Source organism: Flavobacterium soyae, assembly GCF_045348165.1.
Lineage (GTDB): Bacteria > Bacteroidota > Bacteroidia > Flavobacteriales > Flavobacteriaceae > Flavobacterium > Flavobacterium soyae.
The window spans coordinates 197,078-214,224 of the sequence record NZ_CP150845.1 but is presented as its reverse complement, the minus strand read 5'-3'; the positions used below and the strand labels follow the sequence as shown (position 1 = coordinate 214,224).

At 34.8% G+C, this 17,147-nt stretch carries 12 protein-coding genes; 3 read left to right on the top strand and 9 right to left on the bottom strand.

The window, feature by feature from the left end; translation table 11 throughout:
- Nucleotides 1-78: 78 nt before the first annotated feature.
- The 4 genes from AABD74_RS00995 to AABD74_RS00980 all read right to left on the bottom strand — a co-directional run bounded on the left by AABD74_RS00995 (nt 79) and on the right by AABD74_RS00980 (nt 3,472).
- Complete coding sequence (locus tag AABD74_RS00995) at nt 79-816, bottom strand: head GIN domain-containing protein (RefSeq protein ID WP_232680964.1); 738 nt, start codon at nt 814-816, stop codon at nt 79-81.
- A gap of 3 nt (nt 817-819) precedes the next feature.
- Nucleotides 820-2,553 carry a PspC domain-containing protein gene (locus AABD74_RS00990; RefSeq protein ID WP_232680967.1) on the bottom strand — a complete coding sequence of 578 codons (1,734 nt, stop codon included), beginning with the start codon at nt 2,551-2,553 and terminating at the stop codon, nt 820-822.
- Between the two features lie 3 nt (nt 2,554-2,556).
- Nucleotides 2,557-2,889, bottom strand: a complete 333-nt coding sequence (locus tag AABD74_RS00985; RefSeq protein ID WP_017498072.1) for a PadR family transcriptional regulator — start codon at nt 2,887-2,889, stop codon at nt 2,557-2,559.
- A 124-nt stretch (nt 2,890-3,013) separates the two neighbouring features.
- On the bottom strand, nt 3,014-3,472 hold the full coding sequence (locus AABD74_RS00980; protein ID WP_232680969.1) for a DUF4870 domain-containing protein: 459 nt from the start codon (nt 3,470-3,472) through the stop codon (nt 3,014-3,016).
- 254 nt (nt 3,473-3,726) lie between these two features.
- On the opposite strand from AABD74_RS00980, the gene AABD74_RS00975 reads away from it, so the two are divergent.
- Together AABD74_RS00975 and AABD74_RS00970 are read left to right on the top strand one after the other, a co-directional pair.
- Nucleotides 3,727-4,179, top strand: a complete 453-nt coding sequence (locus AABD74_RS00975; RefSeq protein WP_232680970.1) for a DUF4442 domain-containing protein — start codon at nt 3,727-3,729, stop codon at nt 4,177-4,179.
- A 350-nt stretch (nt 4,180-4,529) separates the two neighbouring features.
- On the top strand, nt 4,530-7,925 hold the full coding sequence (locus AABD74_RS00970) for a polysaccharide deacetylase family protein (RefSeq protein ID WP_406844425.1): 3,396 nt from the start codon (nt 4,530-4,532) through the stop codon (nt 7,923-7,925).
- A 188-nt stretch (nt 7,926-8,113) separates the two neighbouring features.
- On the opposite strand, the gene AABD74_RS00965 is transcribed toward AABD74_RS00970, so the two are convergent.
- Entirely contained in the window at nt 8,114-8,272 is a 159-nt protein-coding gene (locus AABD74_RS00965; RefSeq protein ID WP_406844424.1) for a hypothetical protein, read from the bottom strand.
- 295 nt (nt 8,273-8,567) lie between these two features.
- Here AABD74_RS00965 and AABD74_RS00960 point away from each other — a divergent pair, with 295 nt between their 5' ends.
- Nucleotides 8,568-9,899 (top strand): IS1182 family transposase, encoded by a 1,332-nt coding sequence (locus tag AABD74_RS00960; protein ID WP_406845617.1) that lies wholly within the window; start codon nt 8,568-8,570, stop codon nt 9,897-9,899.
- A 202-nt stretch (nt 9,900-10,101) separates the two neighbouring features.
- Here the strand turns inward: AABD74_RS00960 and AABD74_RS00955 are convergent, their stop codons facing one another.
- The 4 genes from AABD74_RS00955 to AABD74_RS00940 form a co-directional block, all read right to left on the bottom strand.
- Nucleotides 10,102-12,339 (bottom strand): multicopper oxidase family protein, encoded by a 2,238-nt coding sequence (locus tag AABD74_RS00955; RefSeq protein ID WP_406844423.1) that lies wholly within the window; start codon nt 12,337-12,339, stop codon nt 10,102-10,104.
- A gap of 9 nt (nt 12,340-12,348) precedes the next feature.
- Nucleotides 12,349-14,880, bottom strand: a complete 2,532-nt coding sequence (locus AABD74_RS00950) for a heavy metal translocating P-type ATPase (protein WP_406844422.1) — start codon at nt 14,878-14,880, stop codon at nt 12,349-12,351.
- A gap of 154 nt (nt 14,881-15,034) precedes the next feature.
- Nucleotides 15,035-16,120: an IS110 family transposase gene (locus AABD74_RS00945; protein WP_406843547.1), complete on the bottom strand. Its 1,086-nt coding sequence runs from the start codon at nt 16,118-16,120 to the stop codon at nt 15,035-15,037.
- 465 nt (nt 16,121-16,585) lie between these two features.
- Nucleotides 16,586-17,146 carry a helix-turn-helix domain-containing protein gene (locus AABD74_RS00940; protein WP_406844421.1) on the bottom strand — a complete coding sequence of 187 codons (561 nt, stop codon included), beginning with the start codon at nt 17,144-17,146 and terminating at the stop codon, nt 16,586-16,588.
- Nucleotide 17,147: the final 1 nt, after the last annotated feature.

Genomic DNA, 17,147 nt, shown 5'->3' with positions numbered 1-17,147 from the left:
AGATTTGATTTTGGCAAATATAAAAAAATCATCCACTTTAGATGAATGATTTCTTTTATATTTAACAGTTAAAAAATGTTAGCTCTGACTAACGCTTCCTCCGGAACTTGTCTCTTTATTGATCGTTTTTGGAACATTATTGTAGTTAATATTTCCACCGCTGCTTGCTTGGGCTTTCAGACTTAAAATAGGATGAACGCTTATCACTGACCCGCTTGAAACTTCGGCATCAACATCATTTGCTAATAATTTTCCGGCTTCGATTGAAGATCCGCTAGAAGCTGAAGTTTGCACTTTTAATGCTTTTCCTTTAATGTCAATTGAGCTTCCGCTGCTTGAATTACAAGAAATATTATCAGACTCTACATCTACATGCATCGATGCTGCACTTGACGTTTCCAACTCTATGTTTTCTCCCTGAAGAGCATTTTTACTTGAAACACTTGCGGCGCTCGATGCTTCTATTTTACCAATATGAGGCATTTTTACCGTTACTTTTTTCATGCTGACATTACGGAAAGAACTGAATTTACATTTAATTACCAAAGTTCCGTTTTCGACTTTTGTAATGATTTCTTTCTGAATATTATCATCAGCTTCAACTGTAATGTCTACCGAATCAGATTGCTGAATAACTAAATCTATTGCATTGCTCACTTCGATGTTTTTAAAATCTCCCTGAATAATTCTTTTTTCAGTTGTTACATTGCCGCTGCCTTCAATGGTGTTCAGGTTTAAGTTATTACATGAAGCAAACAATAGTGCAGTAATTGTGGCAATAATAAATTTCGTAATATGAATGATTATTTTTATCATGGCTTAGTTAATTTTAATTATAACTCCGTTTTTATCAGTGGTTAACTTTCCGTTAGTTTTTTTTCCGTTTAGTACCTCTTTTCCGTTTATTTTAATAGAAACTTCTTTTACAGTATCACTTTCAATATGATTTTCTTCATTATAATTTCCATCATTATCTTCATCGTCAATTTCTTCTGCAGGGCAGTTCAAACATTTAATTTTTGAACCTTCTACTTTATAATTGTAATTTCCGCTGAAGTGCAGGTTGAAGAAATCATCTTCAGAATCATCGTAATCTTGTATAGATGCATCTGGTTTAAATAATTGACCTTCTGGTAAATATAAGAATACATCTACTTCCTGACCTCTGAATTTATTTTTAACATCAGTCAGAAAATAATTATCCAAAATTAAACGATTTCCGTTAACCTGGTACTTAAAATTGATTTTTTCTGCTCTTTTTTTAGCATTAGTAAATGAATTTCCTCTTGCGCTTTTTTCTATCTGAATATAAGGAGAAGCTTCATCAGTACGTAAAACATGTAAACGAACATCTGTAGAGTAAATTAAATCATTACCTGCTGAATCCTGTACAAATTGAAAATCTCCATGACGATATAAATCTTTAGCGTAATAATCGTTGTATCTGAATTTTACATACAAAGTATCTTTTGGTGTAATGGCAATTGTTTTCTTTTCTACCACTTTATTATCTCGAGAGATTTCTGTAGCCTGTTTAATTCCAATACTAATTGCTATTGCAATAGCGATAATCCATACGGCAAGCAATGTATATTTAGTAATGTTTCCGATTGATTTTAGGTTTGGAGACAACAATTTAAATCCTAATAATGTTAAGAAGAAAAACGGAATCCCAACGGCAAAAAGCATTAATAAACCAAAAGACCAAAGTGGGTATTCTGTAAAGTTTCCGGCTTCAACAAAATTCTGCCAGGGAAAATCAACAAAAGCATTAGTTCCTAAAGTAAAAACCCCAATCAATAACATGATTAAAACGGCAATTCCTGACATGATTAAAATTATCCCTAAAAATTTAGCAAAGATTTTAAAAACCGTCATAACAAAGTCTCCAAATGAACTACTTATTCTCTCAGCTCCCGACTTTACCTGGTTTCCCATTTTGTCATAATCTGCATTTTTAAATTTTTCAGACAATGAATCTATTTCCTCGCGAACTTTTTTTTCAATGTTCGAAATTGTAACCGGTTCTCCAGTCATTTCAAGTTTTTCAGAAGTTGTAACCGCCTCAGGAGTTACAATCCAAAGAACGAAATAAGCTAAAATCCCAGTTCCAAAACCTGCAAAAACAAATATTAAGAACACGATTTTAATCCATACAGCATCAATTCCAAAATAGTGGGCAAGACCGGTTGCAACACCGCCAATCATACCATTTTCTTTGTCACGGTATAATTTTTTGTGACTTCTTCCGCTATAATTTTTAAAAGACTGATTCGATTTTTCTTCCTCGTCAATGATGTAATCTTCAGGTTGTCCCATTACTGCAATCACTTCGTCAACGTCTTTCAGTCCAACAACATGTTTCTCGCTTTTTTGTTTTTCTGTTAATAATTCAGAAACACGCATTTCGATATCTTTAATAATTTCATCTTGTCCAGATGAATTGTTAAGTGATCGTTTTATAGCGTCAAAATAGCGTGTTAATTTTAAATATGCATCTTCATCGATGTGAAAAAACATACCGCCTAAGTTAATATTTACTGTTTTGTTCATGACTTATTGATTTTGATTGGTGATTAGTTTTACAGCGTCAGACAATTCTGTCCAGGTACCGCTAAGTTCGTTTAAAAATGTCTGCCCTATTTCGGTTAATCCATAATATTTTCTTGGTGGTCCGGATGTCGATTCTTCCCATCGATAATTTAGTAAACCGTCGTTTTTCAATCTAGTTAAAAGAGGATAAACTGTTCCCTCTACAACTAGTAATTTTGCGTTTTTTAAAGTGTCTAATATTTCAGATGTATATGCGTCTTTTTCTTTTAATACTGATAAGATGCAAAACTCAAGAACACCTTTGCGCATCTGTGCTTTTGTGTTTTCAATGTTCATAATTTCATTTTGTTTTTTTTAGATTGAACAATTCGTTTTTTGATTGATGATAATTGATTGATGATTGATTGTTTTTTGTGCTATAACCTTTAATCTTTTTGTCACACTGAGCGAAATCGAAGTGTTACTTTATAAAAGGAATCGTTAGCGGATATTTGTATAATTCTCCGTTTGAAGCTTTTATAGAAGCATAAATCACTAAAAAGAATTCAACAAATTTTAAAAGTCCAAAAAGTACTACTGCCGTAGCGCCAATACTTAATAGGCCAATGTTTCCGTCAAAATTGAAATTTCTGATGTAGAAATCTTCATTGTCATTAAAAACAGCTTCGATTGGAAGGTTTTGTAAAAAAACCGTAACAAAAATCGGGATTGCGATTAAAGCCAGAATTAACGTGTAAAGCAATAAACTTAACTGAAAGTTCAAAGCCTGTTTTCCGTGATGATCTACAAACTCCGATTTGTCTTTATAGCTTGACCAAATGATGATTGGAAAAATATAATTTCCAAACGGAATAATGTATTGACTTAATGTACTTAAATGGGCAAATGCCGAAGTATTCTTTTCTGATGATTTTTCCATGATGAGTGGTGTTGATGATTGCATGATTAAAAGTATATAGTAATTTCTTATGCAAATATATATCTAAAAGACAGTATCTTGTTTTGCATAGTACCAAATATTAACAAAATATTAACAAAATCAAAGTGAATTTAAGAAATATAAATAACTGAAAATCACTGTAAAGTATTGATTTTACTGATAGTTTTATAAAGTAATATCAATTTATTGTGCATGCATAGTTTTTTTGTATTTTTACATAAAAAATATATCAAATGGCAATATCTGTATCTAAACTTAACAAATTTGTATTATTCAAATTACCGTCGGCATACTTTTGTGGCGTACGCGTAAAAGCAATCGACAAAGACAGATGTGTAGTAAGTGTAAAACACCGCTGGATCAATCAAAACCCTTTTAATTCAATGTATTTTGCAGTTCAGGCAATGGCTGCCGAGTTAACAACCGGAGCTTTGGTTATTTCTCAAATTCAGCAAAGCGGTAAAAAAATCTCAATGCTGGTTGCAAATAATAAAGGAAACTTCACAAAAAAAGCAACTGGAAGAATAACTTTTGTCTGCAATGACGGACATTTAATTGCTGAAGCCATTAAGCAGACCATTGCAACAGGCGAAGGGCAAACCTTCTGGATGAAATCTATTGGAACTAATGAAGAAGGCGTTCAGGTTTCTGAAATGGATTTTGAATGGAGCGTTAGATTGAAATAATTTTTCTAGTTTTTTTGCCACAGATTAAAAAGATTAAAAGGATTTCAGTTTGAAGAACTTTGACAAAGTTTATGTATAGAAAAAATCAGTGTTAATCCTTTTAATCTGCGGCAAAAACAAACATAAAGAAAGACCTCAGGCAATTGAGGTCTTTTTTATTTGTATTTATTTGTTAATCAGTACTTTTTGTTGTTTTGTTGAGTTTTTCTTTTGTAATTTTATTCTGTAATTCCCATTATAAAAATTCTGCATATTAATTTGATCTTCATTTAGTAATAATAGTTTTACATTCAAATTAAGCTGTAAAGTATGATAAATATTTATAGCATTTACCTAAAAAAGTAAAGTATATGGATGATAAAAAACAAATATTTCAGACGGTTACCCAAAAACGCTGGAGAACTTTTCAATGGTCAAGCCGGCTTATTTTGTTTCTTCTTATTTTAATGGTTCCAATTTTTTTCATCACTTTAAAAAGAGGATTAAAACCGCCTTTACCGCTTTTGGCTAACAGCAGCCGAGCCGGACATAGTTTAGAAAACCCTGTTACACCAAAAGATTTAAGTGATAAAGAACTCAAAAAGTTTAAAGGGTTTGATTATTTCTTAAGAGAAAAAACTAAAATAGATAAATTACGAAAACAACCAATCGCACCAAAAACAGCTGCTGAGGTTCGGGCTGCTTTTTATGTAGACTGGGATCCGCAGAGTTTATTTTCACTGCAAAAAAATATTGATAAACTCAATATGGTCGTTCCGGAATGGTTTTTTATTGATCCCAAAACAGATTTGCTGCGAACAGAAATTGATACGGCAGCATTGAAAGCAATGAAAAAAGGAAAAGTAAAAATCCTTCCGTTAATTAACAACATTAACGAATCTTTAGGTGAAGGAGAATTTGACGGCGATCTTATTCATCGCATTCTTCACGATACAAATAAAAGAGAAAGACTAATTAATGACATTGCAAAAGCATTAAAAAAATATGATTTGCAGGGGATAAATATTGACTTTGAGGAATTTAAAGAAAACAGCGATGAACCCATAATCGCTTTTCAAAAAGCCTTATATGAAAAACTGCATCCGCTGGGTTATCTTGTTTCGCAGGATATTATGGCATCAGACGATGATTTTAACGTAAAAGCATTGGCACAATACAATGACTACATGTTTTTGATGGCTTATGATGAACATTATGCCAGCAGTGTTCCGGGAGATGTAAGCAGTCAAAAATGGATAGAACGCATAGTAGATAAAACTGCGCAGGAAATTCCGTCAGATAAAATTATTCTTTGTTTTGCTGGTTATGGTTACGACTGGCAGGAAAAACAAGAAGGAGAAACCATAACCTACGATCAGGCAATTGCCATTGCAAAACAGCATAATGCCGTGATAAAATTTGATAATAACAGTTATAGTAATTCTTTTAATTATACTGATGGTAATGGTAAAAAACATGTGGTTAATTTTGAAGATGCCGCCACTAATTTTAATACCATAAGGTTTAGTGACGAATATGGTTTGGGAGGAACTGCTTTGTGGCGTTTAGGAAGCGAAGATCAGCGTTTGTGGAGCTTTTATCAGCGCAGCTTAACAAACGAAAGCATCAATAAAAAGCCTTTTGACTTTAATGTAATGAAACGTGTCAATACACGAATAGAAAGTCCCGCTTATATTGGTGACGGCGAAATATTAAATGTTATTGCCGATCCAGCACCAGGAAAAATAGAACTGGAAATCGATAAAGATGATGATATTATTACAGAACAGAAATATGTAGAATTACCAACAAAATACGTAATCAGCAAATTTGGAAACGTAAACAAACAAGTTATTTTAACTTTTGATGACGGGCCGGATCCTGTTTATACCCCACAGATTTTAGATATTTTAAAAAGAGAAAAAGTACCGGCAGTATTTTTTGTGATTGGCATTCAGGGAGAAAATAATATTCCGCTGCTGCAAAGAATTTATAAAGAAGGCCACGAAATAGGAAATCATACTTTTACGCATCCAAATATTGCTTTGGTAAGTCCGGAAAGGGCTGCGAAAGAAATGGAAACGACCCGGTTATTAATCGAAGCCGTTACCGGAAAAAGTACCGTGCTTTTTAGAGCGCCTTATAATGCAGATGCTGAACCCACAACAGAAGCCGAACTGAAACCAATTGCCTTAAGCAAAGCACAAAATTATTATACCGTTGGAGAAAGTATCGACCCAAATGATTGGGAAAAAGGCGTCAGTGCCGATTCTGTCTATATTCGAACCATAAAACAATATGAAGCAAATCCCGATAAAGGAATTATTTTGCTTCACGATGCCGGAGGAAATAGAGAAGCTACAGTTACAGCTTTGCCGAGAATTATTAAATATTTTAAAGACAGACATATTCAGTTTACGACTGTTGCTCATTTACTTGGTAAAACCAAAGACGAAATCATGCCAGAAGCAAAAGGTCCGTTTATTTCAATTGACAATTTTATTTTTGATTTCGGATATTGGTTTGGACATTTTATTACGGCTACTTTTTGGGTTGCTATTTTTCTGGGTTTTTTCCGAATTGCCTTAATGGCTGTTATGGCTTTTATAAAAAAATGGAAAGATCATAAATACCCGCCAGTTTATAAGCCTTCAAATGGAGTTCTTCCAAAAGTGAGTATTATCGTTCCGGCTTATAATGAAGAAATAAATGCAGTAAAAACTATCGAAAATTTACTAGGTCAGGATTATCCGGATTTTGATATTGTTTTTGTAGATGATGGATCGAAAGACAAAACTTTTGCCATGATCAACGAAGCTTTTGCCAATAATCCAAAAGTAAAAGTCAATACCAAACCAAACGGAGGGAAAGCATCTGCCTTAAATTATGGAATTAAACTAACCCAAAATGAGTATGTAGTTTGTATCGATGCCGATACGCAGCTAAAAACCGATGCGATTTCGCAATTGATGAAAGGTTTTACGATGCAGTTAAAAAACAATGAAGAGATTGGAGCGATTGCCGGAAATGTAAAAGTAGGAAACGAAAATACAATGTTGACCAAATGGCAGAGTATTGAATATACAACCGCACAAAATTTTGACCGCAGGGCTTTCGATTTAATCAACGGAATTACGGTTGTTCCAGGAGCGATTGGCGCCTTTAAGAAAGAAGCAATAGAAAAAGCAGGAGGCTTTACAACTGATACGCTTGCTGAAGACTGCGATTTAACGATTCGGATTTTAAGAAATGATTACCGTATTATAAACTGCATTGAGGCCGTTGCGGTAACAGAAGCTCCAGAAAGTTTGAAAGAATTTATGAAACAGCGTTTTCGCTGGAGTTATGGCATTATGCAGGCTTTCTGGAAAAACAGGGATGCGTGTTTTAACCCAAGATATAAAGGATTAGGAATGGTCGCTCTGCCAAACATTCTTCTTTTTCAAATCGTTTTGCCAATCTTTGCGCCTTTGGCAGATTTAGTTCTTATTTTGAGCTTAATCTGGAATTTCAATGATCCGGACAGTCTTCATAAAATATTGGTTTACTATATAGCTTTTATGCTTGTAGATATGCTGGTTAGTGTGGTTGCTTTTATTTTCGAAAAAGAAAGACTGACTAAATTAATATGGCTAATTCCGCAGCGATTTGTATACAGACAATTGATGTATGTAATTTTATTTAGAGCCCTGCGAAGAGCCATAAAAGGCGAAAGCCAAAGCTGGGGAGTACTCACCAGAACAGGAAATGTTGCAACGGTGAAATAGTTTTTTTAAGTTTTTTTGCCACAGATTAAAAGGATTAAAAAGATTTCTGAGTGAATAACTTTGACAAAGTTTGTTTAAAAAAAATCTATGCTAATCTGTGAAATCTGTGGCGAAAAAAACACAATAAAAAAACACAACAAAAAAGGCCTCAAATATTTGAGACCTTTTAAATTCAATACATGTTGCGATTATTTTTTAACGCAGCATGATTTTTTGTCTTTTTTGTCATCTGTTTTTTTGCAGCAAGATTCTTTTTTAGCTTTTTCTTTCTTAGCAGGCGTAGTATCCTGAGCTTGTAATCCAATTGTAAATAAAGCAATTGCTAAAACGGCAAATAAATTTTTCATTTTTTGTTTAATTTAATTGTTAGTATTTTTCTTTTTGATTGAAGATGTTGGTTCAAATATAATACGATTTAGTTTGGGAAATTGTCAATGATAAGTTAATATAGAAATGTTTATGTAGTCTCTACGGGACAATTTTAAATGCTGGTTATTTTTTTTCTACCAATATTTTTTTTCTACGAGATATTTTGTAATAAATGAGGCTGTCTCAAAAGTGAGGCAGCTTTTTTTGTGGCATAAAAAAAGGAAAGCTTTCGCTTTCCTAATTCTTGCAATTTGATTAAATTGCGGTGTGTGTATAGCTTCAAAAGTAGTCTTTAAAGATTACATTCCCAACCAAAATGTGCTTTTTCCTCCGAATTTATCGGAGCTGATTGATAGTAAGCACCCTGTAAGAGTAGTCTCTGGCATCGTTGATGGTTTAGATTTAACAAGTTTAATGCGCAATTACAAACCAGGAGGCACTTCAAGCTACCATCCTAAAATGCTTTTGAAAGTGTTGGTCTATGGTTATTTGTGCAATATTTATTCAAGCCGAAAACTTGAACAGGCCCTTAAAGAAAATATCCATTTTATGTGGCTCAGCGGTATGAGCCAGCCGGATCACAATACGATCAATCGTTTTAGAAGTCAACGTCTAAATGGGCAGATTAAAGAAATTTTTACCCAAATTGTTCTTTTGCTAGAAAGGGAGGGCATCGTAAGCCTTAAGACTGCCTTTGTTGACGGCACAAAGATTGAAGCCAATGCCAACCGCTACACTTTTGTATGGGGGAAGGCTATTAAAAAGAGTAAAGAACGTATTGAACAACAGCTGGAAGAACTTTGGAATTATGCACAGAGTGTAGCCAAAGAAGAACTCAAAAATACAGAATCTGTTGATTTTAGGGCTATTGATAAAGAAAAAGTAGAAGCTGCAATCAACACGATCAATGCAGTTTTGAAAGAGAAAAAAGTTCCTTCGAAAGTACGCCAGAAGCTCAATTATGCCAAAAAGAACTGGCCAAAGAACCTTGAAAAGTACAAACAGCAAGAAGAAATTCTTCAAAACAGAAACTCGTTCTCCAAGACCGATACCGATGCCACTTTTATGCGCATGAAAGAGGACCATATGCTAAACGGCCAGTTAAAACCGGCTTACAATCTGCAGATCAGTACCAATAAGCAGTTCATTCTGCACTACAGCCTGCATCCGAATCCTACTGACACAAAAACGCTTAGCCCGCATATTGATAGTTTTGAAAAATCATACAAAAAAGTTCCCAAAGAGTTAGTTGCCGATGCTGGCTATGGTTCGCAGGAAAACTACAACTTGTTAAAAGCCAGAAAAATAAAAGCCTTTGTTAAGTACAATTATTTTGACAGAGACTGCAAAACCAAACAGGTGACCGCCTCGCAAAACAATCCTGAATTGGCTCAAATAAGGCAAAAGGCATTTGATTTACTTAAAACAAAACGGGGAGAACAGCTCAGAAAGCAAAGGTGTCATGATGTAGAACCCGTATTTGCACAAATCAAACACAACAAAGGTTTTAAACGATTTATGCTTCGAGGACAAAACAAGGCCGAGGTAGAAATCGGATTGCTTTCTATTGCCCATAATTTACAAAAGATGGCACTTGCAGGGTAAAGACAATCCGTTCTTGCCTAAAAATCGGTCAAAAAATCGGAAAATCATCTTTAAAGCCGAATTCCGAAAAACCGAATTAATTTTTTATAGCTATCTTAATTTTTTATAAACGAAAAGAAGCTGTCCTTTTGAGACAGCCTCATAAGGTTGGTAGAAAAGGAAATGAAATAGCACCCCAGTGTCCCGTAGGGACTACACTTCTTTAATAATTGAGATTCAATCCAAAACCAACTCCCATGTCGCTATCATAATGTGTCGTGATTCCAAAGTTTCTGCCAACAACATATTTTAAGCCAGCCATATATTCTTTATCAGTATTCCACATTAAATTCATTCGTAAACGTCTCGAAAGTGGAATATCTTTTCGCTCAAACTGTACTCTCACATTTCCATCCGTATACATTTCTATCTGAGCTTTTACTAACATTGGTAATGTATATTCGGCACCGATGCTGAAAACCGAGCGATTGTCTTTGGTATTCTTTTGTCCAAACATATTTTGTTCCTGTTCGTCCATTCCCATTTTTCGGTATCGCCAGTCAAAACCTATAAAAGGCATAAACCATTGCATTTTACCAATATAGCGGCCAATATGCGTTTCGGTTTCATAACCGTGTTTGTCGTTATAACCCAATCTCCATTCCGTTCCAATGCTCCAGCGCGTGTTGCTGTACATCGCCTCTCCGTCGTTTCCGTTTGAAGCAAAATCATTTTCGGCCATAAAATGAAACATACGATCATCCATTTTTAGCATTTTATAAGCCATTTCAGGATGATGAATCAACGGATTCGGAGCCGAATTTTCATAACTAAAAATACGTCCCATTCCCGCCATCATATGATATAAGATATGACAATGAAAAAACCAATCGCCATCCGCATTGGCCTGAAACTCGATTGTATCAGTTTCCATTGGCATAATGTCAATCACATTTTTTAGCGGAGAATATTCGCCATGTTCGTTTAAAATCCTAAAATCGTGTCCGTGCAAATGCATTGGGTGGCGCATCATTGATTCGTTGTACAATACAATACGAACGTTTTCACCTTTTTTAATTAAAATTTTATCCGTTTCAGAAATTACTTTATTATCCAAACTCCAAACATAGCGGTTCATATTTCCCGATAATGTAAAACGTAATTCTTTTACTGGAGCGTCTTTTTGAAGCGTTGTTTTGGTTGGAGATTTCAGCATTCCGTAATTCAGTGTTACAATTTCAGAAGTTGCCGTAGAATCATTTGACATTTCCATGCCTTTCATATTATGACCAGAATGATCTTCTGTTTTTGCAGATTCTTCTTCGCCGGAAATTTCAGGATACATTACAGCATTCATGTCCATTTTATTGAGCGACATATTCATACCCATATCATTCATTTCTCCGTTCATCTTCATCATATCGTTCATCATTTTCATCCCTTCAAAATATTTTAATTTGGGAAGATGTTTGACAGATTGCTTGGTTCCTTCTCCTAAAAACAAAGAAGCAGATCCGGTTCTGTCTTCGGCTGTAGCCAAAAAAGCAAAGGATTTTTTATCTTCAGGAATCGTAACCACGATATCATAAGTTTCAGAAACGGCAATAATCAAACGGTCTACTTCTACAGGTTCAACATCGTTTCCGTCGCTGGCTACAACCGTTATTTTTCCGCCTCCATACGTGAGCCAGAAATAACTGGATGCACCTCCGTTAGCAATTCGTAATCTTACTTTATCTCCGGCTTTAAACTGCGAAAGCTGGTCTTCATTTTTTCCGTTAATTAAAAACTTTTCATAATATACATCACTCACGTCCATGGCATTCATACGTTTCCATTCGTTGGTGATTTTTGTAGAGAATTGCCCTTTCTTAATTGCCTCGGCATAACTTTGAGTTGTTCCTTTTTTTATAGCAAACCAATCGTTGGCATTATGAAGCATTCGCTGAACATTCTCCGGTTTCAAATCCGTCCATTCGCTTAAAATAATTGGAACAGTAGGCAAATCGTCAATACCTTTTCTAAAGGTAGTATCGTCTTTCTTTTTATTGATAATGAAAAGTCCGTACAAACCAATTTGTTCCTGTAATCCTGAATGACTGTGATACCAATACGTTCCATTTTGAATAATAGGGAAAGTGTATTTGTGCGTTGTTCCAGGTTTTATAGGCATTTGCGTTAAATACGGAACGCCGTCTTCTTTATTCGGAAGAAATAATCCGTGCCAATGCAGGGCAGTATCTTCATTTTTTAAATCGTTATGCACATAAATTTCTGCAATATCACCTTCCGTAAAAGTCAATGTCGGCATCGGAATTTGCCCGTTTACAGTTAGAGCCCGTTTTTCTTTTCCCGAAAAATTGACAATCGTGTCCCGAACGTGTAAATCATAACGAACTACTTTTTGGGCTTTTGCACTCAAAGCAATTAAAAAGACAATTAAAATAGTATGTAGTTTCATATTGATTTTTTAAAGGTTGAGATTTCGCAATCGTAAAGCGTTTGCAATTACCGAAACAGAACTTAAACTCATAGCCAATGCAGCTAACATCGGCGAAAGCAAAATCCCGAATACCGGATATAAAATTCCTGCTGCAACTGGAATTCCCAAAACATTGTATATAAAAGCAAAAAACAGATTTTGCTTAATGTTTTTCATAACCGAAAAACTTAACTTTTTAGCTTTTACAATTCCGTTTAAATCTCCTTTTACAAGCGTTATTTTAGCACTTTCAATGGCAACATCCGTTCCGGTTCCCATTGCAATTCCAATATCAGCTTTTGCCAAAGCCGGAGCATCGTTGATTCCGTCGCCGGCCATCGCCACCACTTTTCCTTCAGCTTGCAAACGTTCAATTTCTCTCAGTTTCTCTTCAGGAAGACAATCCGCTTTGAAAGAACTTAAATGAAGCTGATCTGCCACCGCTTTGGCTGTGTTTTTATTGTCACCCGTAAGCATGATAACTTCAATACCCTGATCGATTAAGTTTTTAATTGCTTTCGCACTGTTAGCTTTTATGGAATCTGTAATGGTTACATAACCAGCAACAATATTGTTTATGGCGATGTATGAAACTGTTTTTCCAAGATTCTGCTCGGCTGTAATTTTGCTTTCAAAATTATCAGAAATCGAAGCTTTAATCTGTTCCATTAGTTTTTTATTTCCTAATGCAATTTTTGAATTATTAACGGTTCCTAAAACTCCTTTTCCGGCAACGGCCTCAAAATCCGGAACTTCAAGTAAGGATTGATTTTTTTCTTTCGCAAAATTAACAACGGCTTGCGCCAAAGGATGTTCGCTGTGCTGATTTAGTGAAGCAATGTTTTGCAATAAAATATCTTCGTTATTATCGATCGCATAAATTTTTTCGACAGTTGGTTTTCCTTCTGTAATTGTTCCCGTTTTATCGGTGATTAAAACATCAATTTTATTCATGTTTTCGAGTGCTTCGGCATTTTTGATTAAAATTCCATGTTGAGCGCCTTTTCCAACTCCCACCATAACCGACATTGGAGTCGCCAGTCCTAAAGCACAAGGACAGGCAATTATTAAAACCGCAATAGCATTTATTAATCCATAGATATAAGAAGGTTCAGGGCCAAATTTTGCCCAGATAATAAAAGTTAATATAGAAATGGCAACAACAGTTGGAACAAAATATTTTGCAACGCGGTCTGCCAGTTTTTGAATTGGCGCTCTCGAACGGCTTGCGTCATTTACCATTTGAATAATCTGCGAAAGTAAAGTTTCTGAACCTACTTTTTCGGCAGTCATAACAAATGATTTTGTTCCGTTTATAGTTCCCGAAATTACGTTATCGCCCGTTTTTTTATCAACCGGAATAGGTTCTCCGGTAATCATGGCTTCATCAATACTGCTTTCTCCGGAAGTTATTTTTCCGTCAACCGGAATTTTTTCTCCTGGTTTTACTCGTAATAAATCCCCTTTTTTAATATCATGAATGGAGATTGTTCTATCAGTTCCGTTTTCAACCAAAGTAGCTTCGGTTGGCGCTAATTTTAGTAATTCTTTAATCGCACCGTTAGTTTGTCCGTGGGCTTTGGCTTCTAATAGCTGACCCAATAAAACCAGTGTTATAATAACCGTTGCAGCTTCAAAATAAAGATGAATAGTTCCGTGATGCGATTTAAATTCGGACGGGAAAAGATCCGGAAAGAACATTCCCGCAACGCTGAATAGAAACGCAACGCTGGTTCCTATTCCAATTAGAGTAAACATATTGAGATTCCAAGTAATAATTGATTTCCAGGCGCGTACAAAAAACATCCATCCGGCGTAGAACAGAACCGGAATTGAAAATAGAAACTGAACCCAGTTCCATTTTTCAATAGACATGATTTTAAAAAGAGGATTATCAGGAATCATTTCCGACATTGAAATAATGAAAATAGGAAGTGTGAACAACGTCGCAATTTTCATTTTCTTTAATAAGTCGGTATAGGTTTTATTTTCTTCAGAATCTGATGCCTGCATTGGCACTAAATCCATTCCGCAGATTGGACAGTCGCCCGGCTCATTAGAAATAACTTCCGGATGCATCGGGCAGGTAAATTGTGTTCCAATTGCTATTTGAGGGACCAAATCCATTCCGCAAACCGGACAGTCTCCGGGTTTGTTATAAGTTTTATCGCCTTCGCAATGCATTGGGCAGTAAAAAACTCCCGTTGCATTATGAGGAATTACTATTTTTTCTTTTTTATGAGAATGCGAAGTATGATCTTCTTTTTTATGACCTGAACAACATGATTTTACTGCAGATTCGGCTTTTTTAGGAGAATCCATTTCAATAGTATATTTTCCAGCAGCAGATAAAACTTCCTGAAATTTTTCTGTTGGAACATGTTTTTCCATTGTTATGGCTGCTACTGGCGGGTCTAACGTTACTTCGGCATGAATTCCTTCAACTTCATTTAGTGTTTTTTCGACTTTGGTGCGGCAGCCATTACACGACATTCCTGAAATTATATATTGATGAGTCATTGTTTTTTCGTTTTTAAGGTATTACAATGCAAATTTCCGAAGTAAGATTTACAACGGTTTGTATAATTTTGAGAATGATTTGTAAGATTTACTAAAAGTTTTTTTTAACCGCAAAGATTCTGTGTTGATTTCCAAATTAAAATCTTAATTTTTATTAGTTTTGTTTTTTCAAGACAGTCTTTGAGCTAGTCTCTATAGCGTGTAAAGCCATTTGTGTTTTCACGCTATTTTTTGTTGTATAGTTTTTATTGTAAAGAGTTTGGTTTTTGAATAAAACATAGATAAGTTCTAGTATTTTTCTTTGAATGCTTACCAATGCTTTCATTTTAATGCCATGCTTAGATGCCAGTCGTGCGTATATATCTTTAAAGTTATCGTCCCATTTTACTGCAGTTAATGCTGGAAGATGCATGGCTTTTCTTAAATTTCGATTTCCCTTTTTTGATATTCTGGGCTTTCCTTTTATTGAGGTTCCTGATTGCTTCTCCTTTACATCAAGTCCTGCATAACTTGTTAATTGTGATTTATTCCTAATGAGTTCAAATCCATTTGTTTCTGCCAAAACAATCACTGCGGTCAATTCTCCAACTCCAGGTATTGAAGTGATTTTATCGATGGTCTGCTTTAAGTTAAGATCTGCAGCTATTAGACCTGCAATGTCTTCTTTGATTTCCTTTTCCTGTGAATTTAAAAATCCTATTCTTGACTGCATTCGCTGCATACTTTTTTGATTTGGCTCCGCTTCTGCATTTTCGGCATGCATTTGATTTTTAATAATGCTTCTTTCCTGTACTATTTGATCTCTTTCGCGGGTTAGCTGCTGCAATTCCCTATAAACAGCTTTTGGCCTGCTCCAAATATCCAATTTTCTCTCTAACCCAAATTGGGCTATTGCTTGTGAGCAGCTTTTATCTGTAATAGTTTTTAACTCCAAAGTCCGCATATAATTGCTGATTTTATTAGGCAGCACAATACTTGCTTCATGGTTATTGTCAGATAAATAATAGGCAAATTTCTGATGATACACACCTGTGGCTTCCATTACATATCGAACAGGGATTTGATTGTCAGTGAGTGAATTTGTCCATTCAACCAGCGACTTAAAGCCTAAATCGTTATTCCTAAATATCCTGTAGGCAAATAATTCTATAGTAAAATCATCTAAAAGACGACCTAAGGTAACCACTAATTCTTTTTGGGCTACATCAATTCCTGCTACTTGTTTTACTGCTTTACTCATCTTTGTCTTTTTAAATTTAATTATAAAGTGATGAATCTTCCCTCGTCTTTTCTCCTGATTGGATATTCTGGATATTAAGCATTGCATAATTCCTTACATTCTGTTCAGACTCTAAAAGATAAAAAAGAATGAGGTAATTTCTTTGCGAGAATATGTTTCTTGAACTATTTAGGCGCCAATGGACTCTCATTCCTTTTCACTTAATTATTGCAAATTTAAACATAACGATCACTCATCGTAAATTAACTTGACAAACATAGGAGAGCGCAAGGAATTTTTGATATGCTGTATGTATAAAAAACGCAAAGTTCGCAAAGCTTTGTCAGAAAACATAGCCCAAGGTTTTAACCTTGGAGACGTATGTTATGATAAATTTATTGTATTCCAATGATTAAAACCATTGGCTGTGTTTACAATCTTTGCGAACTTTGCGTAAACCTTTGTGCTTTTTGCGGTTAAAAAAAATTACAAATTCTCGATCTGAATACGTTTCTTATCTTTCAGCTGTTTGAAATAAGTAGGTGTAAAACCCGTAATTTTCTTGAATTGATTACTTAAATGCGCTACGTTGCTGTAATTTAAAAGATCAGCAATTTCACTTAAAGATAGTTCGTTGTAAATCAATAACTCTTTTACTTTCTCAATTTTCTGGCTGATAAAATACTTTTCGATAGTTGTATTTTCAATTTCTGAGAAAAGATTGCTTAAAGAATTATAATCCTGATTTAGGTTTTCTGCTAAATAATCAGATAAGTTAACTTTGAGTTCGCTATTTTTATGATAAACCAAATCGACAATAAGATTTTTAATTTTCTCGATGGTTTTGGTTTTTTTATCATCCAATAAATCGAAACCCAAAGTCTGCAGGTTTTTAAGCAAAATCTCTTTCTGAGAATCATTGATATCATCTTGCAGTTCGACTTCGCCTAATTCTACAGAAATAGTCTGAAGTCCGAGTTTTTCAAACTCAGACTTCACAACCATTTTACAGCGGGCGCACACCATGTTTTTGATGTAGAGCGTCATA

Excerpts from the sequence above, each read along its gene's own strand:
- AABD74_RS00980 (WP_232680969.1), bottom strand. The coding sequence starts at position 3,472 with ATGGAAAAATCATCAGAAAAGAATACTTCGGCATTTGCCCATTTAAGT.
- AABD74_RS00985 (WP_017498072.1), bottom strand. The coding sequence starts at position 2,889 with ATGAACATTGAAAACACAAAAGCACAGATGCGCAAAGGTGTTCTTGAG.
- AABD74_RS00990 (WP_232680967.1), bottom strand. The coding sequence starts at position 2,553 with ATGAACAAAACAGTAAATATTAACTTAGGCGGTATGTTTTTTCACATC.
- AABD74_RS00950 (WP_406844422.1), bottom strand. The coding sequence starts at position 14,880 with ATGACTCATCAATATATAATTTCAGGAATGTCGTGTAATGGCTGCCGC.
- AABD74_RS00995 (WP_232680964.1), bottom strand. The coding sequence starts at position 816 with ATGATAAAAATAATCATTCATATTACGAAATTTATTATTGCCACAATT.
- AABD74_RS00955 (WP_406844423.1), bottom strand. The coding sequence starts at position 12,339 with ATGAAACTACATACTATTTTAATTGTCTTTTTAATTGCTTTGAGTGCA.
- AABD74_RS00940 (WP_406844421.1), bottom strand. The coding sequence starts at position 17,146 with ATGACGCTCTACATCAAAAACATGGTGTGCGCCCGCTGTAAAATGGTT.
- AABD74_RS00965 (WP_406844424.1), bottom strand. The coding sequence starts at position 8,272 with ATGAAAAATTTATTTGCCGTTTTAGCAATTGCTTTATTTACAATTGGA.
- AABD74_RS00945 (WP_406843547.1), bottom strand. The coding sequence starts at position 16,120 with ATGAGTAAAGCAGTAAAACAAGTAGCAGGAATTGATGTAGCCCAAAAA.
- AABD74_RS00970 (WP_406844425.1), top strand. The coding sequence starts at position 4,530 with ATGGATGATAAAAAACAAATATTTCAGACGGTTACCCAAAAACGCTGG.
- AABD74_RS00975 (WP_232680970.1), top strand. The coding sequence starts at position 3,727 with ATGGCAATATCTGTATCTAAACTTAACAAATTTGTATTATTCAAATTA.